This is a genomic window from Streptomyces sp. NPDC048192 (genome assembly GCF_043202415.1).
In the GTDB taxonomy this organism is placed as follows: Bacteria; Actinomycetota; Actinomycetes; order Streptomycetales; family Streptomycetaceae; genus Streptomyces.
Window position 1 is genome coordinate 80,008 of record NZ_JBIDAL010000007.1, and the last position, 20,045, is coordinate 100,052.

Annotated in this window: 17 protein-coding genes; 7 read left to right on the forward strand and 10 right to left on the reverse strand. The window is 73.3% G+C overall.

Features of this window, described 5'->3' with window-relative positions:
* Positions 1-644 precede the first annotated feature (644 nt).
* On the reverse strand, positions 645-2,156 hold the full coding sequence (locus tag ACGFZN_RS16110) for an MFS transporter (protein WP_393859082.1): 1,512 nt from the start codon (positions 2,154-2,156) through the stop codon (positions 645-647).
* Between the two features lie 220 nt (positions 2,157-2,376).
* Between ACGFZN_RS16110 and ACGFZN_RS16115 the strand changes: the two genes are divergently transcribed.
* On the forward strand, positions 2,377-3,867 hold the full coding sequence (locus tag ACGFZN_RS16115) for an MFS transporter (RefSeq protein WP_393859083.1): 1,491 nt from the start codon (positions 2,377-2,379) through the stop codon (positions 3,865-3,867).
* A 27-nt stretch (positions 3,868-3,894) separates the two neighbouring features.
* Here ACGFZN_RS16115 and nrfD read toward each other — a convergent pair whose 3' ends face one another.
* From nrfD to ACGFZN_RS16130, 3 genes are read right to left on the reverse strand one after another with little or no spacing between them, the layout of a single operon-like run.
* Complete coding sequence (nrfD, locus tag ACGFZN_RS16120) at positions 3,895-4,908, reverse strand: NrfD/PsrC family molybdoenzyme membrane anchor subunit (RefSeq protein ID WP_393859084.1); 1,014 nt, start codon at positions 4,906-4,908, stop codon at positions 3,895-3,897.
* Positions 4,905-5,921, reverse strand: coding sequence for a 4Fe-4S dicluster domain-containing protein (locus tag ACGFZN_RS16125; protein WP_393859085.1), 1,017 nt, complete (start codon positions 5,919-5,921; stop codon positions 4,905-4,907). Before ACGFZN_RS16125 ends, nrfD begins: the two co-directional genes overlap by 4 nt.
* Positions 5,922-5,937: 16 nt before the next feature.
* The gene (locus tag ACGFZN_RS16130) at positions 5,938-7,575 is read right to left on the reverse strand and encodes a cytochrome bc complex cytochrome b subunit (protein ID WP_393859438.1); all 1,638 of its coding nucleotides are present in this window, start codon (positions 7,573-7,575) and stop codon (positions 5,938-5,940) included.
* Between the two features lie 173 nt (positions 7,576-7,748).
* Here ACGFZN_RS16130 and ACGFZN_RS16135 point away from each other — a divergent pair, with 173 nt between their 5' ends.
* A complete protein-coding gene (locus ACGFZN_RS16135) occupies positions 7,749-9,461 on the forward strand; it encodes a thiamine pyrophosphate-dependent enzyme (protein ID WP_393859086.1) in 1,713 nt (570 codons plus the stop codon).
* A gap of 55 nt (positions 9,462-9,516) precedes the next feature.
* Here ACGFZN_RS16135 and ACGFZN_RS16140 read toward each other — a convergent pair whose 3' ends face one another.
* Both ACGFZN_RS16140 and ACGFZN_RS16145 read right to left on the reverse strand, forming a co-directional pair.
* Positions 9,517-9,957, reverse strand: a complete 441-nt coding sequence (locus tag ACGFZN_RS16140) for an ATP-binding protein (protein WP_393859087.1) — start codon at positions 9,955-9,957, stop codon at positions 9,517-9,519.
* 268 nt (positions 9,958-10,225) lie between these two features.
* Complete coding sequence (locus tag ACGFZN_RS16145) at positions 10,226-10,399, reverse strand: CsbD family protein (RefSeq protein ID WP_393859088.1); 174 nt, start codon at positions 10,397-10,399, stop codon at positions 10,226-10,228.
* Positions 10,400-10,559: 160 nt separating this feature from the next.
* Between ACGFZN_RS16145 and ACGFZN_RS16150 the strand changes: the two genes are divergently transcribed.
* Complete coding sequence (locus ACGFZN_RS16150; protein WP_393859089.1) at positions 10,560-10,982, forward strand: MarR family winged helix-turn-helix transcriptional regulator; 423 nt, start codon at positions 10,560-10,562, stop codon at positions 10,980-10,982.
* Between the two features lie 134 nt (positions 10,983-11,116).
* Complete coding sequence (locus ACGFZN_RS16155) at positions 11,117-12,781, forward strand: MFS transporter (RefSeq protein WP_393859439.1); 1,665 nt, start codon at positions 11,117-11,119, stop codon at positions 12,779-12,781.
* A gap of 36 nt (positions 12,782-12,817) precedes the next feature.
* Here ACGFZN_RS16155 and ACGFZN_RS16160 read toward each other — a convergent pair whose 3' ends face one another.
* The 3 genes from ACGFZN_RS16160 to mgrA form a co-directional block, all read right to left on the reverse strand.
* Complete coding sequence (locus ACGFZN_RS16160; RefSeq protein ID WP_393859090.1) at positions 12,818-13,441, reverse strand: DedA family protein; 624 nt, start codon at positions 13,439-13,441, stop codon at positions 12,818-12,820.
* A gap of 60 nt (positions 13,442-13,501) precedes the next feature.
* The gene (locus ACGFZN_RS16165; protein WP_393859091.1) at positions 13,502-13,684 is read right to left on the reverse strand and encodes a hypothetical protein; all 183 of its coding nucleotides are present in this window, start codon (positions 13,682-13,684) and stop codon (positions 13,502-13,504) included.
* Positions 13,685-13,855: 171 nt separating this feature from the next.
* Positions 13,856-14,899, reverse strand: coding sequence for an L-glyceraldehyde 3-phosphate reductase (gene mgrA, locus ACGFZN_RS16170; RefSeq protein WP_393859092.1), 1,044 nt, complete (start codon positions 14,897-14,899; stop codon positions 13,856-13,858).
* A 180-nt stretch (positions 14,900-15,079) separates the two neighbouring features.
* On the opposite strand from mgrA, the gene ACGFZN_RS16175 reads away from it, so the two are divergent.
* Entirely contained in the window at positions 15,080-16,597 is a 1,518-nt protein-coding gene (locus ACGFZN_RS16175; protein ID WP_393859093.1) for an MFS transporter, read from the forward strand.
* 149 nt (positions 16,598-16,746) lie between these two features.
* Positions 16,747-17,589, forward strand: coding sequence for a chitosanase (locus ACGFZN_RS16180; protein WP_393859094.1), 843 nt, complete (start codon positions 16,747-16,749; stop codon positions 17,587-17,589).
* 10 nt (positions 17,590-17,599) lie between these two features.
* Here the strand turns inward: ACGFZN_RS16180 and ACGFZN_RS16185 are convergent, their stop codons facing one another.
* Complete coding sequence (locus tag ACGFZN_RS16185; protein ID WP_393859095.1) at positions 17,600-18,232, reverse strand: DUF4328 domain-containing protein; 633 nt, start codon at positions 18,230-18,232, stop codon at positions 17,600-17,602.
* 155 nt (positions 18,233-18,387) lie between these two features.
* Here ACGFZN_RS16185 and pgm point away from each other — a divergent pair, with 155 nt between their 5' ends.
* Positions 18,388-20,028 carry a phosphoglucomutase (alpha-D-glucose-1,6-bisphosphate-dependent) gene (gene pgm / locus ACGFZN_RS16190; RefSeq protein WP_393859096.1) on the forward strand — a complete coding sequence of 547 codons (1,641 nt, stop codon included), beginning with the start codon at positions 18,388-18,390 and terminating at the stop codon, positions 20,026-20,028.
* Positions 20,029-20,045: the final 17 nt, after the last annotated feature.

Sequence of the window (20,045 nt, forward strand, 5' to 3'; positions counted from 1 at the left end):
GCCATGACCACCGGGCTGCTACGGCTCTCCGCCCCGCCGAGCTCGCCGACCTGCACACCGGCAATGGCGCCGCCCCGCGCGGCAGGAGGCCGCGAGTCGTCGGCCGGGACGCCCGCAGACCTGCCGGGTTGCCGTCCGCGGGTGCGCCGGGTGCTGGGGTCGCCGGAGGCGCGCCCGCAGGCGGGCTCCGTCGGCTCGCGCGGGCCGACGGGCTGGGTCGCGCGGCCGCCCGCCGGATGCTGCGTGCCGCAGGGGCGCCGGGGCGCCGCCCGGAGGCGACATTGAGGGCCCCGCGGGGGCCGCCGGGCTGGGTCGCGCGGTGGCAATCCGGCAATCCTGCCGGCGGGTGTTTCGCCTGGTGCGCCGGGTGCGGGCGACGCCGGGGCGCGCCCGTAGGTGGGCTCCGCCGGTTCGCGCGGACCCACGGGCTGGATTGCGCGGCCGCGCGCTTGCACGTTTGCCGAGTCGTCGTTCGCTGGGCGCGCGCCGGATGCTGCGCGCGGCCGGGGCGCCGGGGCGCTTCGGCGAAGGCGGGCGCAGCTGGCCCGCAGGGCAAGTCGCCCGCAGGTCTTCCGAGTTGTCGATCGCCTGGGGCGCCGCCGGGGTCCCGCCCGCAGGCGGCGCTGCCGGACCGGGCGGTCAGGTCACGTCTGCTGGGAGTGCATGGGGTCGTTCGCGACCCCGTCCGGGCGGCTTCCGTGTGGGTGGGGTCTGCGCCGGTCGTGTTTCCAGTCGAACGCCGCGAGCGCCAGGGCCGCCGCCATGCCGGCGAGGGCGGAGCCCAGCGCGGTGGCGAGGGCGGCGCGGTAGTCGCCGGCCCTGCCGAGGACCAGGTAGAAGATGCCGGGCAGGGCGGCGGTGCCGACCGCGGCGCCCAGGCGCTGCCCGGTCTGCAGGGCGCCGCCCGCCGCGCCCGCCATGCGCACCGGCACGTCCCGCAGCGTCATGGTGATGTTGGGGGAGACGACCGAGCCGCTGCCCACCCCGGCCAGGAACAGGACCGGCATGGCGGCCCAGGGCGCGATGCCGAGGGGCGCGAGGCGGAGCAGCAGCGCCGTGCCGCCCAGGCCCACGATCACGGCGGTGAGGCCGCAGACGGTGAGCAGCCGGCCGAACCGGTCCACCAGCCGGCCGGCGACCACGGACGAGCCCGCCGAGCCCAGCGCGAAGGGGGTCACGGCGAGCCCGGAGCGCAGCGGCGAGTAGCCGAGCCCGTGCTGGTAGAACAGCGCGAAGACCAGCCACACGCCGCTGAACCCGATGAAGTACAGCGTGCCGACGCCGGCCCCGACGGCGTACCCGCGCACGGTGGTGAACAGCCGCGGGTCGAGCAGCGGCTGGGCACCCCGGGCGACGAGCCGGCGCTGCCACCACGCGAAGACGCAGAGGATCGCCGCGCCGGCCGGGAACAGCCACCACACGCGGCCGATGCCCCCTGAGTCCGCCTGGACCAGCGGGTACATCAGCGCGAGGACACCGAGACCGAGCAGCAGGATCCCCGGCACGTCCAGGTGTCCGCGGCCGGAGCGCCGGGTGCGGGGCAGCAGGCGACGGCCGAGGAGGACGGCCAGGACGCCGATGGGCACGTTGACGTAGAAGATCCACCGCCAGCCCTGGGGGCCGGAGGCCAGGGCCAGGATGGCGCCGCCGGTGATCGGCCCGGTGGCCGCCGACAGACCGACCGTGGCGCCGAAGAAGCCGAAGGCGCGCCCGCGCTCGGCGCCGCGGAACATCTGCTGGATGAGCGCGGAGTTCTGCGGCGCCATGAAGCCCGCCGCCAGCCCCTGCGCGAGCCGGGCCACCACCAGCAGCGTGATGTCCGGGGCCGCTCCGCAGGCCGCGCTGAAGACCACGAAACCGCTGAGGACCAGCAGGAAGATGCGGCGCCGGTCCAGCGCGTCCCCGAGGCGGCCGGCGGTGACGAGGGCCAGGCCGAAGGTGAGGGCGTAACCGGACACCACCCACTGCACCTGCGCGGGCGAGGCGTGCAGATCACGCTGGACGGTGGGCAGGGCGACCGCCACGATCGTCACGTCCAGCAGGCTCATGAAGCCGGCCACCAGGGTGACCCACAGGGCCCGCCACCGGTTCGGATCCGGCTCGTACCCGGCCTCCGCGGCGTCCTGGTGCCGCCCGCCCGCAGCCGACCTCGTCACCTGGGCTCCTCTCACCGGTGCACACCCGGTTGGACGAGGTTCCCCGGCCGGGGCACACGCACACACCGGCGCACTGCCGTCGGCCCGGCCCGGCCCGGCCCCGCAGCGCACCCGACGCAGCGCCCGTCACGCTCGGTAGCCGTATGAACGCCTCCGTTTGAGTCCGCGAGAACTGCGCAGGCGGTGGTGGGAGAACACGCACGGCGAAAGGAACGACCCCATGGCGGTGACGGGCGGCGAGTCGATGGACCCGGCGGCGATGAGGCGGCACCGGGTGCTGTTCCGCGCGGTCGAGAAACGACGCCACCCCAAGCTGCGCCGCAGCGACATCACCGTGACCGACGAGGCCGTGGTCAAGCGCGCCACGAAGGCCGCCGCCCTCGGCAACGCGATGGAGTGGTACGACTTCGGCATCTACAGCTATCTGGCCGGGACGATCGGGAAGGTCTTCTTCCCCTCCGGCAGCGACACCGCCCAGCTCCTCAGCTCCTTCGCGACGTTCGCGGTGGCCTTCCTGGTGCGCCCGCTCGGCGCCATGGTCTTCGGACCGCTCGGCGACAAGATCGGCCGCCGGAGCGTGCTCGCCGTCACCATGATCATGATGGCGGTGGGGACCTTCGCTATCGGCCTCATCCCCTCGCACGACGCCATCGGCCTCGTGGCGCCGGGCCTGCTGATCTTCTTCCGGCTGGTGCAGGGCTTCTCCACCGGCGGGGAGTACGGCGGCGCGGCGACCTTCATCGCCGAGTACGCGCCGGACAAACGGCGCGGCTACTTCGGCAGCTTCCTGGAGTTCGGCACGCTCGCCGGGTACGTCGGCGCCTCCGGCCTGGTCGTCGTCCTCAGCGGCGTCCTCACCGACGACCAGATGCTGCACTGGGGCTGGCGCATCCCCTTCCTGGTCGCGGCCCCGCTCGGCTTCATCGGCCTCTACCTGCGGCTCAAGCTGGACGAGACGCCCGCGTTCCTGAAACTGGAGGGCGGACGCACCAGGACGGGCGACGCCGCCGCGGCGGAGACCTCGGCCACCGCCGACCTCGGGAAGATCTTCACCCGCTACTGGCGGCCGCTGGTGCTGTGCCTCGCCCTCGTCGCGGCGTACAACGTCACCGACTACATGCTGCTGTCGTACATGCCGGCGTACCTGTCCGACGAACTCGGCTACGGCACCAACCGCGGCCTGCTGATCCTGGTCCTGGTGATGGTCGTCCAGATGTGCCTGATCAACCAGGTCGGGCGGCTCTCGGACCGCTTCGGGCGGCGGCCGCTGCTGATGACGGGGATGCTCGGCTTCCTCGTCCTGTCCGTGCCGTCGTACCTGCTCATCCGGCAGGGCAGCATCGCCCTGATCGCCCTCGGCCTGCTGCTGCTCGGGCTCTGCCTGGTGGCGCTGCTCGGCACCATGTCCGCGGCGCTCCCGGCGATCTTCCCCACCCGTGTGCGCTACGGCTCGCTCGCGGTCGCCTACAACCTCTCCACCTCGATCTTCGGCGGCACGACCCCGCTGGTGACCACGGCCCTGATCAGCGTCTTCCACACCACGCTCATGCCGGCGTACTACGCCACGCTCGCCGCGGCCGTCGGCGTCGTCGCGGTGCTGTGCATGAAGGAGACCGCGCAGCAGCCCCTCGCCGGTTCGCCGCCGTGCGTGGAGACGGACGAGGAGGCGGCCGAACTGGTCCTCGACCAGTCCCCGCGCCCCCGGTTCTGAGCCCGTCCGGGCAGGGCGGCGCGGCCGTCAGCGCCCGCGCCGCTCCAGCCGCTCCCGCTGCGGCACGACCGTGTACTTCGGATCCTCCGCCGAGGCGACCCCGGCGTGGAACACGCCGAAGCGCAGGGCCGCCGAGCCGGTGAGCAGCGCGGCCCCGGCGGCCAGCGCCAGACGCCGGTCCCGCCCGCCGCACAGGGCCAGGGCCGCACCGCCCGCCGTCAGCGCCTCCGCCGCCCGCAGCAGCAGGTGCGCCCTGCCCTGCTCGAAGGGCTCCGCGGCCAGGCCCATGCGCCGCTTCATCGCCTGGAACGCGCCCAGTTCCAGGACCGCGCCGAGGACGGCCAGCCGGCGGGCCGGTCCGGCCTGCGCGGCCGGGGCGGCGGCCAGTGCCAGCCCGGAGGCGGCGGTGGCGGCGGAGCCCGCGAAGACGAAGGGCAGCTCGCGGTAGCCCTCGTGCCAGGACGGCACGGCCGTGTCCGCGAGCAGCACCGCCGTGTACGTCGCCACGGCCGGGCCGAGCACCGCGGAGGCCGTCGTGGCCGCCGAGCCCAGCAGCCGGTACCGGCCCGCCACCTCGGTGGCCGCGGCGGTCAGCGTCAGCGGCGCGTACGCGGCCAGCAGCCACGAGCCCACGCTCATGGGCGAGGTGGGCTTCAGCACGCGCAGCATGTTCAGGAACCGGGCCGGCCTGCCCAGGTCGTGGACGAGCGCGGCCAGCGACAGCGAGATCGCCCCGGCCGCCCCCAGTTTCGCCGGAGCCGCCAGCCCCGGCCGGCCGCTCGCCTGCGCCCCCGCCGCGAGCAGCGACGACGCCCCGGCCAGGCCGCCGAGGTACAGGTATCCGGCGATGTCCAGCGGCTTCCACGTCGGCTTGTTCAGCACCGGCTTGCCGTAGTACGACGAGAACTCCGCCTCCGGCACCATGGGCTGCTCGCCGCGCCCGCGCCGTCCGCGTCGGCGCCCGGCGTGCGCGCCGGTCGGCGCCTGCCTGCCGGGCCATGCGCCCTGGAGGCCGTCCCGGGTGACGTCGGACTCGCTCATCGCGGCCTCCTCGCGAAGCTGCCGAGGGCGAGGGCGGCCAGCGAGACGGCGGCGAGCGCCGCGTGCCGCCACATGTCCGGCAGGTCCCGGGTGGTCACCACCGGATCCGGGGGCAGGCCGTAGACCTCCGGCTCGTCGAGCAGCAGGAAGAACGCGCCGTCGCCGCCGACCCCGTCGTCCGGGCTCTCGCCGTACAGCCGGGCGTCGGTCACCCCGGCCGCGTGCAGCTGCGCCACCCGGGCCGCGGCCCGCTCCCGCAGTTCCTCCAGCGGGCCGAACTGGATGGAGTCGGTGGGGCAGGCCTTGGCGCAGGCGGGCTCCATGCCGGCGCCGAGCCGGTCGTAGCACAGGGTGCACTTCCACACCCGGCCGTCGCCCTCGCGCTGGTCGATGACGCCGTAGGGGCAGGCGGGCACGCAGTAGCCGCAGCCGTTGCAGACGTCCTCCTGCACGACGACCGTCCCGAACTCGGTGCGGAACAGCGCGCCCGTCGGGCACACGTCCAGGCAGGCGGCGTGGGTGCAGTGTTTGCACACGTCGGAGGCCATCAGCCAGCGCAGCTCGGTGCGGCCGTCCGGGGAGACGGGCGAGATCTCCCCGGCGGGGGCGGCCGCAGGGGCCCGCCCGGGCGGGGGAGCGGTGGCGCCCGGTCCGGGGGAGGAGGCGTCCGTGCCGAGCCGTGCGGCGGCGGCGAACACGTCGACGTCCTCGTGCGCGACCCCCGGCTCCTGGCCGCCGAACGGCTTGCGCTGCTCGATGAAGGCCACATGCCGCCAGGTGTCGGCGCCCAGACCCTGGGTGTTGTCGTACGACATGCCGGTGAAGACCAGACCGTCCTCCGGGACGGCGTTCCACTCCTTGCACGCCACCTCGCACGCCTTGCAGCCGATGCACACCGAGGTGTCCGTGAAGAACCCCATCCTCGGCGGGGCGTCCGGGTAACCGGAGGCCCCGGCCACGTCCGGCTGCGGGCCGTACAGCAGATGCCCGCGCACCTCGTCGCCGTCTGTCATCGCCGTACCTCCCTGCTCACGACTCCTCGCCCCCCTCGGGTACCTCGCCCGGCGCGGCCCGCACGAACTCCACCCGGCGTTTCTCCCAGGCGGTGGCCGGCATCTCAACGCTCTTGCCGAAGTACCAGCGGCTGAGGGCGTTGCGCAGCCGGTGCCGGTGGAACCAGCGCCAGGCCTCCGTGCCCTCCGCGCGCGGGCGGGGCGTGTCGCGGACGAGGATGCGGTAGGCCTCCTCGCGGGGGAGCAGGGTGTGCGCCTCCTCGTAGCCGCCGCCCGCCGTGCGCCGCACCTCCCCCGTCGCCCCGCCGTCCAGCAGCCGCTGCCGGTCCGCGGCCTGCAGACCGAGGCAGGCCCGTTTGGTGGCGTGGTACGTCACGAACGGCAGCACGAACAGGGCGGTGCGCAGGGTGCGGGTGATCAGCTCGACCGGCAGGTCGAACTTGTAGGCCAGCACGTCCTGTCCGCCGGCCAGCAGCAGCACCGCGTACGCCGCGACGGCCGCAGCGGCCAGCGCGGTGCGCGTCGGCTGGTTGCGCGGCCGGTCGCACAGGTGCTGCTCGGGCAGCGGCCCGGTGAGCCAGCGCTCGAAGAACGGATAGCCGTACAGGATCAGGAACAGCACCGCGGGCAGCACCACGCCCGGCAGGAACACGTCCCAGACGATCGTGTGTCCGGCGAAGTCCGTCTCCCAGGCCGGCATCAGCCTGAGCGCGCCCTCCAGATAGCCCACGTACCAGTCGGGCTGCGCGTCCAGCGACACATGGTCCGTGCGGTACGGCCCGAAGGACCAGATCGGGTTGATCTGGAACAGGGCCGCCATCAGGGCGAGGACGCCGGCCAGGATGAAGAACAGGCCCGCGGACTTCGTCGTGTACTGGGGGACCAGCGGCTTGCCGATCACGTTGCGGTTGGTGTGGCCGGGCTTCGCCCACTGGGTGTGCTTGTGCACCACGACGAACGTCAGATGCGCCCCGACGAGCGCCAGCAGCAGACCCGGCACCAGCAGGATGTGGGTCACGTACAGCCGCGGGATGATCTCGTGCCCCGGGTACTGGCCGCCGAAGACGAAGAACGACAGATAGGTGCCCACGACCGGGATCGACAGCACGATGCCCTGGGCGGTGCGCAGACCGGTGCCGGAGAGCAGGTCGTCGGGGAGCGAGTAGCCGCAGAAGCCCTCCAGCAGGGAGAACAGGAACAGCGTCACGCCGACGGTCCAGTTGACCTCCCGCGGCCGCCGGAACGCACCGGTGAGGAAGATCCGCAGCAGGTGCACGCCGATCGCCGCGACGAACACCAGCGCCGCCCAGTGGTGCATCTGCCGTACCAGCAGCCCGCCGCGCACGTCGAAGCTGATGTGCAGCACCGACGCGTACGCCTCGGACGTCATCGTGCCGCGCAGCGGCAGGTACGAGCCGGTGTACGGCCGTTCCGTCATGTCCGGATGGAAGAAGAACGTCAGCCACACCCCGGTGAGCACCAGCACCAGCAGGCTGTACAGCGCCAACTCGCCCAGCAGGAACGACCAGTGGTCCGGGAACGCCTTGCGCAGGAACTCCTTGCCGGCCGAGGCGACGGGCAGCCGCCGGTCCAGCGCGGACACCAGGCGCTCACCGCGCCTCTCGCCCCCCTCCGACCGCCGTTCCTCGGACACCGCCACCGCGCCCTCGCCTTCCGTCCGTGCCGGAACCCTCACTCAGGGTGCTCTCCCTCGAGCCTGGCACGGGTCCCCCCGCTCCGCCCGCCCGAAACGGCCGGCGCTCGTTTGCCCCGACCGGCGCCGGGCTACCCGTGGGCGCGGACAGGTGCGGGCGGGAGGAGGCCGGCGTGGTGAACGTGTCGGAGGGTGTCGCGGCCCGGCTGCGGGCCTGGGGCGCCGAGCGGGTGTACGGCGTGCCGGGGCCGGAGTCCGATCCGCTGGCCGCCGCCCTGTGCGGCGGCCCGGACGCGGCGTGGTTCGTGCAGGCGCGCGGCGCGGAGTCCGCCGCCCTCATGGCGTGCGCCGACGCCAAGCTCACCGGCCGCCTCGGCTGCTGCCTCGCCCCGGCCGGCGCGGCGGCGCTCCGGCTGCTCGGCGGGCTCTGGGACGCGGCCGCGGACCGGACGCCGGTGCTCGCCGTCGTGGGAGAGGAAACGGACGCCCGGCCGGCGGGGGGCCGGATCGTGCGCCATCTGGCGGAGCTGTCGGTGTTCTGCGAGGAGGTCTCCGCGCCGGAGCTCATGGGCGACGCCCTGGGCCGGGCCGCACGGGCCGCGCTCACCGACCGGGGCGTGGCGAGCCTCGCCGTCCCACGCCGCGTCCTCGAGGCGACGGCGCCCGACGGGCCGGGCCGCGCGGTACCCGTGGACGCGGCCCCGCCGGTCCGCGTCCCGGGCGAAGGGGATCTCCGGCGCGCCGCCGGGACGCTCGCCGGCGCCGGGCGGCCGGCGGTGGTCGTGGGCAACGCCGGGCGCGCCGCCTCCGGCCAGGTCACGGGCGTGGCCTCGCTCCTCGGCGCCGGTGTCGCCACGACGGCGCCGGCCCGCGACGTCCTGCCCGACGACCTGCCGTACCTGACGGGCGTGGCCGGGCCCCTCGGCAGCGAGGCGGCGGCCGCACTGCTGCGCGAGTGCGACACCCTGCTGCTCGTCGGCGCGGAGGACCTGGACCCCGCGCTGCTGCCTCCCGAGGACGCGTGCCGGATCGTCAGCGTCGACCCCGGACCGGCCGACTGCCCCCTGGACCGGGCCCGTCCGGCCGTGCGGCTGACCGGCGACGTCGCCGCGGCCCTGGACGCGCTCATCCCCCTGCTGCACCGCGCCGCCGACCGGACGTGGCGCACCCGGGTCGAGGACGCGGTACGGACCTGGCGGGAGGAGGGGGACACGCGGGCGAACCGCTATTTCGGCACGTCCGTCAATCCGCGCTCCGTCGTCGCCGAGCTGTCCGAGCGGCTGCCCGAACGGGCCGTCGTCGTCACCGACTCCGGGACCGCCCTGGACTGGTGGACCCGGCATCTGCGGCTCCGCAACGGCATGCGCTCCCTGCTGTCGGGCCGGCTCGCGATGCCGGGCGCCGCCGTCCCGTACGCCGTGGCCGCCCGGTTCGCCGCCCCCGACCGGCCGGTCGTCGCCCTCGTCGGCGACGGCGCCTTCCAGTCCGGCGGGCTGAACGAACTCATCACCGTCCGCCGCCACCTTGACCGGCTGGCGGACCTCCCCCCGCTGGTCTTCTGCGTGCTGAACAACGGCGACCTGAACCGGCTGACCTGGCAGCGCCGTTCCGCGGCCGGCGATCCGCTGATCCCGCTGTCGGCCGAGGTCCCCGCCATGCCGTACGCCGAGTGGGCGCGGCTCGCCGGCCTGCCGGCCGTACGCTGCGACCGGCCCCGGCACGTCGCCTCCGTCTGGGCCGACGTGCTGCGCCAACCCGGCCCGTCGGTCGTCGAGTTCGTGGTGGACGGCGAGACACCGCCCGACTGGGCTCGGGACGGGGGATCCGGCCGGGCGGGGGTGACGGCACGCCGGAAGACGCCCGGTTCGCTCCTGTCGCCGCGGTAGCGTCCCGGCTGCCCCGCAGAGATCCAGCGAGCCCCGGGCGTCCGGGGCTCGGCCCTCAGTCGGCGGTGAGCGGCACCGTGGCGGTGACCCGTTTGCCGTGGGACAGCCGGGTCACCTCCAGGGCGCCGGCGAGCATCGTGACGAGATGCAGGCCGTGGCCGCCGACCCGGCGCGGATCGGGCGGGCGCCGCAGGGGCGGGTCGGGGGAGGTGTCCGTCACCGTGATGCGCAGCGCGGCGGCGTCGGGCGGCAGTTCCAGGCACACGGCGCACGGACCGGGGGCGTGCTTGGCGACGTTGGTGACGAGTTCGCTGACGACGAGCTGGGCGTCCTGCACCGACCGCTTCCCCGGGGCCGGTTGCACCCGGGAGAGCAGGTCGGCGACGGCGTCCCTGGCATCGGCGATGCCGGCCGCGGCGGAGTCCCAGGTACGGCTGTAGCGCAGGGGCGCGGGCCGTGACCGCGTCGTCGTGTGCGTCCTGACCGTCATGTCCATGTGGCGTCGCCCTTTTCCTCCGGCACCCGGTTCTCGTCCCTGTCCCTGCTTCCTGCGCCTGCCTGCCGGATCGTCCCTCGCCTCCCGGATACCCGCTGATCCCCCGGGCAAAGGGACGTCCGCCGTGAATCCTCCGGTTGCACGGGCCTCCCTGGTCACCGGCGTTCCGGCCGGACACACGGAACCGGTCCGGAGGTGGTCGGCACGCGACACACGCTGTTCCCCCCGGACCGGTTCGCGATCGGCAGAGCGCCTGGAAGAGGCGCGATCAGTGCTTGAAGGTGTCCTTCGTCTTCTCCTTGGCCTGCCGGGCGTCTCCCTCCGCGCCCTTCATCCGGCCCTCGGCCTCCATCCGCTCGTTGCCGACGGCGCGGCCCACGGCCTCCTTGGCCTTCCCCTTGGCCTGCTCCGCCTTGCCCTTCGCCTTCTGGTTGCCAGCCATCGGGTCTCATCTCCCGTGTTCTCTTCGATTTCCGGTCCCCACTCGGCTTGCCGCTGCGACGCCACCCAAACCGGAAATCCCGGACACATGGGGAAGGGCGTGCCGGGATTACTTATGCTTGGTTGAACAGTCCAGACTGATAAACCTATCGTTAGTAATCATGGACACGATCGCACTCGCCGCCGCCCTGCGGCTGGCCATGGGCCGGATCGTGCGCCGGCTGCGGCAGGCGCACGCGGTCGGCGACGTGACGCTGTCCGGCGTCTCGGTGCTGGCCCGGCTCTCCCGCACCGGCCCGGACTCGCCCGGCGCGCTCGCGGAACGGGAACGGGTCCGGCCGCAGGCGATGGCCAGCACCCTCGCCGGACTCGAACAGCGCGGCCTGGTGCGCCGTACGCCCGACACGGCCGACGGTCGCCGGGCCATCGTCTCGATCACCGACGAGGGACGGACCATGCTGGAGCAGCGACGCTCGGAGTCCGTGGGCCGGCTCGCCCACGCCCTGGACGAGTTCACCCCGCAGGAGCGGCAGACCCTGCAGGACGCCCTGCCCCTGCTCGACCGGCTGGCGGACCGGCTGTGACCGGCGGCGCGCCCACCGCGGGCATACGCGGCCGCCTCCTCGCCCGTTCGGCGCGGCTGAGGGACACGCCGGCGGGCCCCCGCTACAAGTGGATCGCCCTGTCCAACACCACGCTCGGCGTCCTGATCGCCACGATGGACGCCTCCATCGTGATCATCTCGCTGCCCGCCATCTTCCGGGGCATCGGCCTCGACCCGCTCGCCGCCGGCAACATCGGCTATCTGCTGTGGATGATCCTCGGCTATCTGCTGGTCTCGGCCGTCCTGGTGGTCGTCCTCGGCCGGCTCGGCGACATGTTCGGCCGGGTCCGCATCTACAACCTGGGCTTCCTGGTCTTCGCCTGCGCCTCCGTGGCGCTGTCCCTGGACCCCTTCACGGCCGGTGCGGGCGCGCTGTGGCTGATCCTGTGGCGCATCGTGCAGGCCTTCGGCGGCTCCATGCTCACCGCCAACTCGGCCGCCATCCTCACCGACGCCTTTCCGGCCCGGCAGCGCGGCATGGCCCTCGGCGTCAACCAGATCACCGCCCTCGCCGGGCAGTTCCTCGGCCTGCTCGCGGGCGGCCTGCTGGCCGAGGTCGACTGGCGGGCGGTGTTCTGGGTGAGCGTCCCGGTCAGCGTCACCGGCACCGTCTGGTCGTACCTCAGCCTGCGCGAGACCTCCGCCGGCGGCCGGGGCCGCGTCGACTGGCTCGGCAACCTCACCTTCGCCGCCGGCGCCGGCATCCTGCTCGCCGGCATCACCTACGGCATCCAGCCCTACGGCGGCCACCCCACCGGCTGGACCAACCCCTGGGTGCTCGCCGGTCTGATCGGCGGGGTGCTCCTGCTGCTGGCGTTCGTCTGCGTCGAGCGGCGCGTGGCCGAGCCGATGTTCCGGCTGTCGCTGTTCCGGGTGCGGGCGTTCGCCGCCGGCAACCTGGCCGCTTTGCTGACCGCGATCGCCCGGGGCGGACTGCAGTTCATGCTGATCATCTGGCTGCAGGGCATCTGGCTTCCGCTGCGCGGCTACGACTTCGAGGACACCCCGCTGTGGGCCGGCATCTTCATGCTGCCGCTCACCGTCGGCTTCCTGATCGCCGGGCCGGTCTCCGGCTATCTGTCCGACCGGTTCGGCGCCCGCCTGTTCTCCACCGCCGGACTGCTCGTCGTCGCCGGGTCCTTCCTCGGCCTGCTGGCCCTGCCGGTCGACTTCGACTACGGCGTCTTCGCGACGCTGCTGCTGCTCAACGGCCTCGGCCAGGGCATGTTCTCCTCGCCGAACACCTCGTCCATCATGGGCAGCGTGCCGGCCCGCTACCGGGGCGTCGCCTCCGGCATGCGCTCCACCTTCCAGAATTCGGGTACGGCCCTGTCCATCGGCGTGTTCTTCTCGCTGATGGTCTCCGGCCTCGCCGGTTCCCTGCCGAAGACGCTCAGCAGCGGACTGCAGGCGCACGGCGTGCCCGCGGGGACCGCGCACGAGGCGGCCTCGCTGCCGCCGGTCAGCACCCTGTTCGCCACGTTCCTCGGAAACAACCCGATCGGGCATCTGCTCGGCGACGGCGGCACCCTGGACCGTCTGACCGACGCCCAGCGAGCCACCCTGACCGGCCACACCTTCTTCCCCGAACTGGTCTCCGGGCCCTTCCACCACGGCCTGACCATCGTCTTCAGCGTCGCCGCGGGCATGGCCCTGGTGTCCGCGCTCGCCTCCGCCCTGCGCGGCGGCCATCGGCGCGCCGACGACGACACCCGGCAGCCTGCGCCGGACCGCACGCCGGAGGACCGGCCCACGGGCACCTCGTCCCGGCCGGGGTAGGCGCCCACGGCCGTGGACCGCCCGCCGCTGTTGCGGTCAGCGCTCGCGGCGCCGGCGTACGACGTGCCGTACGACGAAGGCCGCGATCAGCACCGCCACGCCGACGAGGACGTAGATCTGGTAGCGCGCGACCTCGTCGTAGACGGTCGTGATGTGGCTGCCCACCAGATACGACAGGGTGGTCCACAGGCCCACCCAGAGAGCCGCGCCGAGGGCGTTGAAGGCGAGGAAGCGGCGCCAGGGCATGCCCGTGGTGCCGGCGATGATGCCGTTGGCCTGGCGCAGGCCCTCGATGAACCGGGCCACGGTCACGATCTTGCCGCCGTGCCGGCCGAAGAACTCCTCGGCGGCCTGGAACCGCTTGGGCGTCAGGAAGACGTACCGTCCCCACCGGTGCACGAAGGCCCGCCCGCCGAGATGGCCGATCAGATAGCCGATGTTGTCCCCGACCACGGCCGCCACGAAGGCGATGACGGCCACGGCCACGATGTTCAGCCGGCCCGCGCCCGCGTACACGCCCGCGGCCAGCAGGATCGTCTCGCCGGGCGCCGGCACCCCGAAGTCCTCCACCAGGATCACGGCGCCCACGGCCCAGTAGCCGTAGTGGCCGAGCAGCGGCGCCAGATGCGCCAGCGGACCCGGAAGCGGAGGGGCGGCCATGCCTCCACGGTAGCCTCGGCGCCCCGCACCGGCGGTGCGGGCCGCCGGGCGGGGGAGCGGCTACGACTCGGAGCGGATCATGCCCTCGCCGTCGGCGGGGGCGCCCTGGCACATGTGGCAGAGCTCGTGGGTCCCGTCGCGGGTGACGACGGTGCCCCAGCCGAGGCACACCTCGCAGTCGCGGGCAAGGCCGATGTCGGGGCGGGGAGGCAGGAAGGGGCTGCGGTGGGCTCCGTGCGCCATAGGGTGAGCGGCTCCTCGGAAGTCGCGTGAGAACGGTGTGCGTGCTGTCGTCCGCGCTGACAACGCTGTCCGTATGACGTCCATTATGTCCTATTTATTTCCGCTGTCAGTGACGGATCTCACTGAGCGCCCTTCCGGGCGCCCTTCCGTCCCCGCGGCCGCCCGCCCGGCTCATCCCATCCGGCCCAGCCGGGCCTCCCGCCACAGGTCCACGCCGCCGTCGGTCGCGTAGGCGTCGATCTCGGCCAGCTCCTCCGCGTCGAACGCCAGGTTCTCCAGCGCGGCGACGTTCTGCTCCAGCTGCTCGGTCCGGGAGGCGCCGATGACGACGGAGGTGACCCGCTCGTCGCGCAGCGCCCAGGCCAGGGCCAGCTGCGCCAGCGTCTGGCCGCGCCGGGCCGCGATGCCGTTCAGCGCACGGAGCCGTCGCAGCATGTCGTCGGTCAGCCACGAGGGGTCGAACGACGTGCCGCGCGCCGCCCGCGAGTCCTCGGGCACCCCCTCCAGATAGCGCCCGGTCAGCAGGCCCTGGGCGAGCGCCGTGAAGCCGATGACCCCGAAGCCCTCCTCCTCGGCCGCCTCCAGCAGGCCGTCCGTCTCGATCCAGCGGTTGAGCATGCTGTACGACGGCTGGTGGATCAGCAGCGGGGTGCCCAGCTCCCGCAGGATCGCCGCGGCCTGCCGGGTGCGCTCGGCGTCGTAGGAGGAGATGCCGACGTACAGCGCCTTGCCCTGGCGCACGGCGGTGTCGAGCGCCCCCATCGTCTCCTCCAGCGGCGTGGACGCGTCCAGCCGGTGCGAGTAGAAGATGTCCACGTAGTCCACGCCCATCCGGCGCAGCGACTGGTCCAGCGAGGCCAGCAGGTACTTACGGGAGCCGCCGCCCTGCCCGTAGGGGCCCGGCCACATGTCCCAGCCCGCCTTGGTGGAGATCACCAGCTCGTCCCGGTACGGCGCGAGGTCCCGCTTCAGCAGCCGGCCGAAGTTCAGCTCGGCCGCGCCGTACGGCGGGCCGTAGTTGTTGGCCAGGTCGTGGTGGGTGATCCCGAGGTTGAACGCGCGCAGCGCGATCTCGCGCTGGGTCTCGAAGGGGCGGTCGTCGCCGAAGTTGTGCCAGTAGCCCAGGGACAGGACGGGCAGGTCCAGCCCCGAGCGGCCGGTGCGCCGGTAGCGCATGGTGCCGTCGTAGCGTGCGGGGTCCGCGACGTGGGTCATCGGGTCTTCTCCGGGTGGTGCGTGGTGGTCGCCCCTCCGGTGCGCGGACGGGCCCGTCCACCCTGCTCCGGCGCGCCGCGCAAGTCCAACCGCCGGACGCGATGGGATTGAGCGGTTCCGTTTCTGAATCGCCCGAAGGGGCAGGCGGTGACCGGTGGACCGACGGAAGGAGACGTTCAGGTGAGCGAGGCGAGGCCGGACGGGCGGGCGCCGGGGGCCGTGGCGCGGCTGCCGCACCAGGTCCGCGACGAGCTGATCCGCAGGGTCCGGGGCCGGCGGGCCTTCGGCACGGACGACATCCAGGTCGTCGAGCCGCCGTTGCTGCGCCGCGCCGTGGGCGCCTCGGCGCTCGGGAACTGCATGGAGTGGTTCGACTTCGGCGTCTACAGCTATCTCGCCGCCACCCTCGGCAAGGTGTTCTTCCCCGGCGCCTCCCCGGCCGCCCAGGTCATCTCCTCCTTCGCGACCTTCGCCGCGGCCTTCGTCGTGCGGCCGCTCGGCGGCCTGGTCTTCGGGCCGCTCGGCGACCGCATCGGCCGGCAGAAGGTGCTCGCCACCACCATGATCCTGATGGCGGTGGGCACCTTCGCCATCGGCGTCATCCCCGGCTACGGCACGATCGGCATCGCCGCGCCGATGCTGCTCCTGCTGGCCCGCATGGTCCAGGGCTTCTCCACCGGGGGCGAGTACGGCGGCGCCACCACCTTCGTCGCCGAGTACTCGCCGGACCGCAGGCGGGGTTTCCTCTCCAGCTGGCTCGACTTCGGCACCTTCGTCGGCTACTCGCTCGGCTCGGCCGTGGTCACCGTGCTCAACCTCGCCCTGACGGACGCTCAGATGCTGTCCTGGGGCTGGCGGATCCCGTTCCTGATCGCCGGGCCGCTCGGCGTGATCGGCCTGTACATGCGGCTCAAGCTGGAGGAGTCCCCGGCCTTCCAGAAGCAGCTGGACGAACACGAGAAGGCCCTGGCACAGGAATCGGCGCGCAGCGAGTTCAAGGACATCATCCGCGGCCACTGGCGGGAACTGCTCGTCTGCATGGGCCTGGTGCTGCTGTACAACGTCACCAACTACATGGTCACCGGCTATCTGCCGACCTATGCGACCGAGACCCTGCACCGATCCAGCGGCACCGCGGACCTCCTGGTGCTCGTCGGCATGCTCTGGATCGTCGTGCTGATCACCTTCATCGGCCGGCTCAGCGACCGTGTCGGCAGGCGGCCCGTCTACGGCGTCTCCGCCGCCGCGATGATCGTGCTGGCCGTGCCCTCCTTCCTGCTCATCAAGGCGCACGGCACCTGGCCGCCGTACCTCGGGGTGCTCGTGCTGTCCACCCTGCTGGCCTGCTTCGCCGCGCCGAGCGCGGCCACGCTGCCCGCGCTGTTCCCCACCGCCGTCCGGTACGCGGCCATGGGCATCGGCTTCAACGTCGCCGTCTCCGCGTTCGGCGGCACCACCCCGCTGGTCACGGCCGCGCTGGTCACCGCCACCCATGACGACCTGATGCCGGCGTACTACCTGATGCTCGCCGGTGCCATCGGCCTGCTGACGGTGAAGTTCCTCCCGGAGAGCGCCCAGATGCCGCTCAAGGGCTCCCAGCCGATGGTCGGCTCGCGCGAGGAGCGCAGCGAACTCATCACGGTGTCACGGCAGTTGTCCACCCTGGCGGAGCACGGGGACGGCGCGCGCAACCGCTGACGCGGCGCCGCCGTCCCGTCGTCGTTCGATCCTACGAACTTCTCGCGAGCCGGGTTACCGCGCCGCGGTGTATTTGATAGGAAACTTTCCTACCAGAGCTGGCGGGTCCAACTCCCGCCGCCCACCCCCCACTTACCCCAGGAGTCCCTGTGGTGAACGCCGACCGCGAGACAGCAGTCCCCGCCCACATCTCCCGCCGCAGCGTCGTCGCCCTGCTCGGCGCCGGCGTCGCCTCCGGCGCCCTGCTGGTGTCCCAGCGCGCCACTGCCGCCCCGGCCGCGGCACCGGGCCTCGACGACCCGGCGAAGAAGGAGATCGCCATGGAACTGGTGTCGAGCGCGGAGAACTCCTCGCTCGACTGGAAGGCCCAGTACAAGTACATCGAGGACATCGGCGACGGCCGCGGCTACACCGCCGGCATCATCGGATTCTGTTCCGGCACCGGCGACATGCTCGAGGTGGTCCAGCTCTACGCCGACCGCAAGCCCGGCAACGTCCTCGCCAAGTACCTGCCCGCCCTGCGCAGGGTCAACGGCAGCGACTCGCACGAGGGCCTGGACCCGAACTTCCCCAAGGACTGGCGCAAGGCCGCCCAGGACCCGGTCTTCCAGCAGTGCCAGAACGACGAACGCGACCGGGTCTACTTCAACCCCGCGGTGGCCCAGGGCAAGGCCGACGGACTGCGCGCCCTCGGCCAGTTCTGCTACTACGACGCCATCGTCATGCACGGCGACGGCGACGACCCCACCAGCTTCCGCAACATCCGGGCGCGCGCCCTGCGCAACGCCCAGCCGCCGGCGCGCGGCGGCGACGAGAAGACGTACCTCGACGCCTTCCTCGACGCCCGGGTGTGGGCCATGAAGCAGGAGGAGGCGCACAGCGACACCAGCCGCGTCGACACCGAGCAGCGGGTCTTCCTGCACAAGGGCAACCTCGACCTGAACACCCCGCTCGACTGGAAGGTGTACGGCGACAGCTACCACATCGGCTGACGCACCGGCGTCACGAGACGTGCGGCAGGCCGGCGGGAGCGGGCACCTGGCCCCCCGCGCCGGACCCGGCGGCCTGCCGCACCGTGATCCGCTGGATCAGCACGACCGCCAGGGCGGCGGCCAGCAGGTCCAGGGACTCGGACGCCACCAGCAGCGGCAGCGAGGTTCCGCCGGCCAGGTTCGCGGCGGCGAGGGCCAGCACCGCGCGCCCGACCCAGGCCGCCCACCAGACGTTCACGAGGAGGTCCGCGCGACGCGCGTCCGCGCCGTCGTCCGTGCCGTCGGGCGCGCTCGCGCGGTCGACGGCACGGACCAGCCCGTGCGGCGCCCAGAGGTTGAACACCGGTATCAGCCAGACCAGTACGGCCCAGGCGGTGGAACCGGGCACCCGGCCCGGCGAGAGCAGTTCGGCGTTGCGCCGGCAGCGGGCGAACCACAGCAGGAACAGCACGACCGCGACCGTCATCACGTTCACGTAGATCACCGACACCCGGCCGGAGCCGGCGGCCGCCGCGGCGGACGGATGCAGCAGACGGGCACGGACCTCCAGCGCCCGGGCGAGCCCGGCGACGGCGGCGGCGGACACGGCGATCTGGGCGCAACGAGCGAGTGCCCAGGGGGCTCTGACGGGGGATCCGGTCACGGAGAGACCTGTCTGTGGAAGGCGGCCCGCACGGCGGCGGGCCCGCGGGAAGATCGCGGCACCGGATCATAAGGCGGGGTGCGTTCGCGTGTCAGGGCCCTGACCGGGAAAGATGGGCCTGAGCGATCGATCCGACGACGCGGAGGAGCGGACTCATGCCGCACGAGCGAGCCGGCCGGCCGGCCGGTCCCGAGGACCTTGTCGACGTTGCCCGGCTGGTCACGGCGTACTACGCACTGCACCCGGACCCGGCCGACCCGGCGCAGCGGGTGGCGTTCGGCACCTCCGGCCACCGGGGTTCGTCCCTGGCGAGCGCCTTCAACGAGGACCACATCGCCGCCACCAGCCAGGCCATCTGCGAGTACCGGGCGCTGCGGGGGACCGACGGCCCGCTGTTCCTCGGCGCCGACACCCACGCCCTGTCCGAGCCCGCGAAGGTCACCGCGCTGGAGGTGTTCGCCGCCAACGGCGTCACCGTGCTCGTCGACAGTGCCGACGGCTACACGCCCACCCCGGCCGTCTCGCACGCGATCCTCACCCACAACCGGGGCCGCACCACCGGCCTTGCGGACGGCGTGGTCGTCACTCCGTCCCACAACCCGCCCGCCGACGGCGGTTTCAAGTACAACCCGCCGAGCGGCGGCCCCGCGGCCTCCGACGCCACCTCCTGGATCCAGGACCGGGCCAACGAGATCATCACCGGCGGCATGAAGGACGTGCGCCGGATGCCGTACGAGCGGGCGCTGGCGGCGCAGACGACCGGGCGGTACGACTTCCTCACCGCCTACGTCGGCGACCTGCCCAGCGTGCTGGACCTGGACGCCGTGCGCGCGGCCGGGGTGCGCATCGGCGCCGACCCGCTCGGCGGGGCCTCCGTCGCCTACTGGGGACGCATCGCCGAACAGCACGGCATCGACCTCACCGTGGTCAACCCGCACACCGACCCCACCTGGCGGTTCATGACGCTGGACTGGGACGGCCGGATCCGCATGGACTGCTCCTCGCCGTACGCGATGGCCTCCCTCATCGAGCAGCGCGACCGGTTCCGCATCGCCACCGGCAACGACGCCGACGCCGACCGGCACGGCATCGTCACGCCCGACGCGGGCCTGATGAACCCCAACCACTACCTGGCGGTCGCCATCTCCTACCTCTACCGGCACCGCGACCGCTGGCCCTCCGACATCGGCATCGGCAAGACGCTGGTGTCCTCCACCATGATCGACCGGGTGGCCGCCGACCTCGGCCGGCGGCTGGTCGAGGTGCCGGTCGGCTTCAAGTGGTTCGTCGACGGACTGGCCGGCGGCACCCTCGGCTTCGGCGGCGAGGAGTCCGCCGGCGCCTCCTTCCTGCGCCGGGACGGATCGGTGTGGACCACCGACAAGGACGGCATCCTCCTCGCCCTGCTCGCCTCCGAGATCACGGCCGTCACCGACCGGACCCCGTCGGAGCACTACGCCGGCCTGACCGCCCGCTTCGGCGAACCCGCCTACGCCCGCACCGACGCGCCCGCGACCCGCGAACAGAAGGCGCTGCTGGGCAAACTGTCACCGGCCCAGGTCGGCGCCGACACGCTCGCCGGGGAGGCCGTCACGGCGGTGCTGACCGAGGCGCCCGGCAACGGCGCCGCGATCGGCGGCATCAAGGTCACCACCGACAACGCCTGGTTCGCGGCCCGTCCTTCGGGCACCGAGGACGTCTACAAGGTCTACGCCGAGTCCTTTCTCGGCCCCGACCACCTCGCCCGGGTGCAGGAGGAGGCCCAGGCGGTGGTGCTGGCGGCACTGGGCGGCTGAGCCGAGGCGGGGCCGTC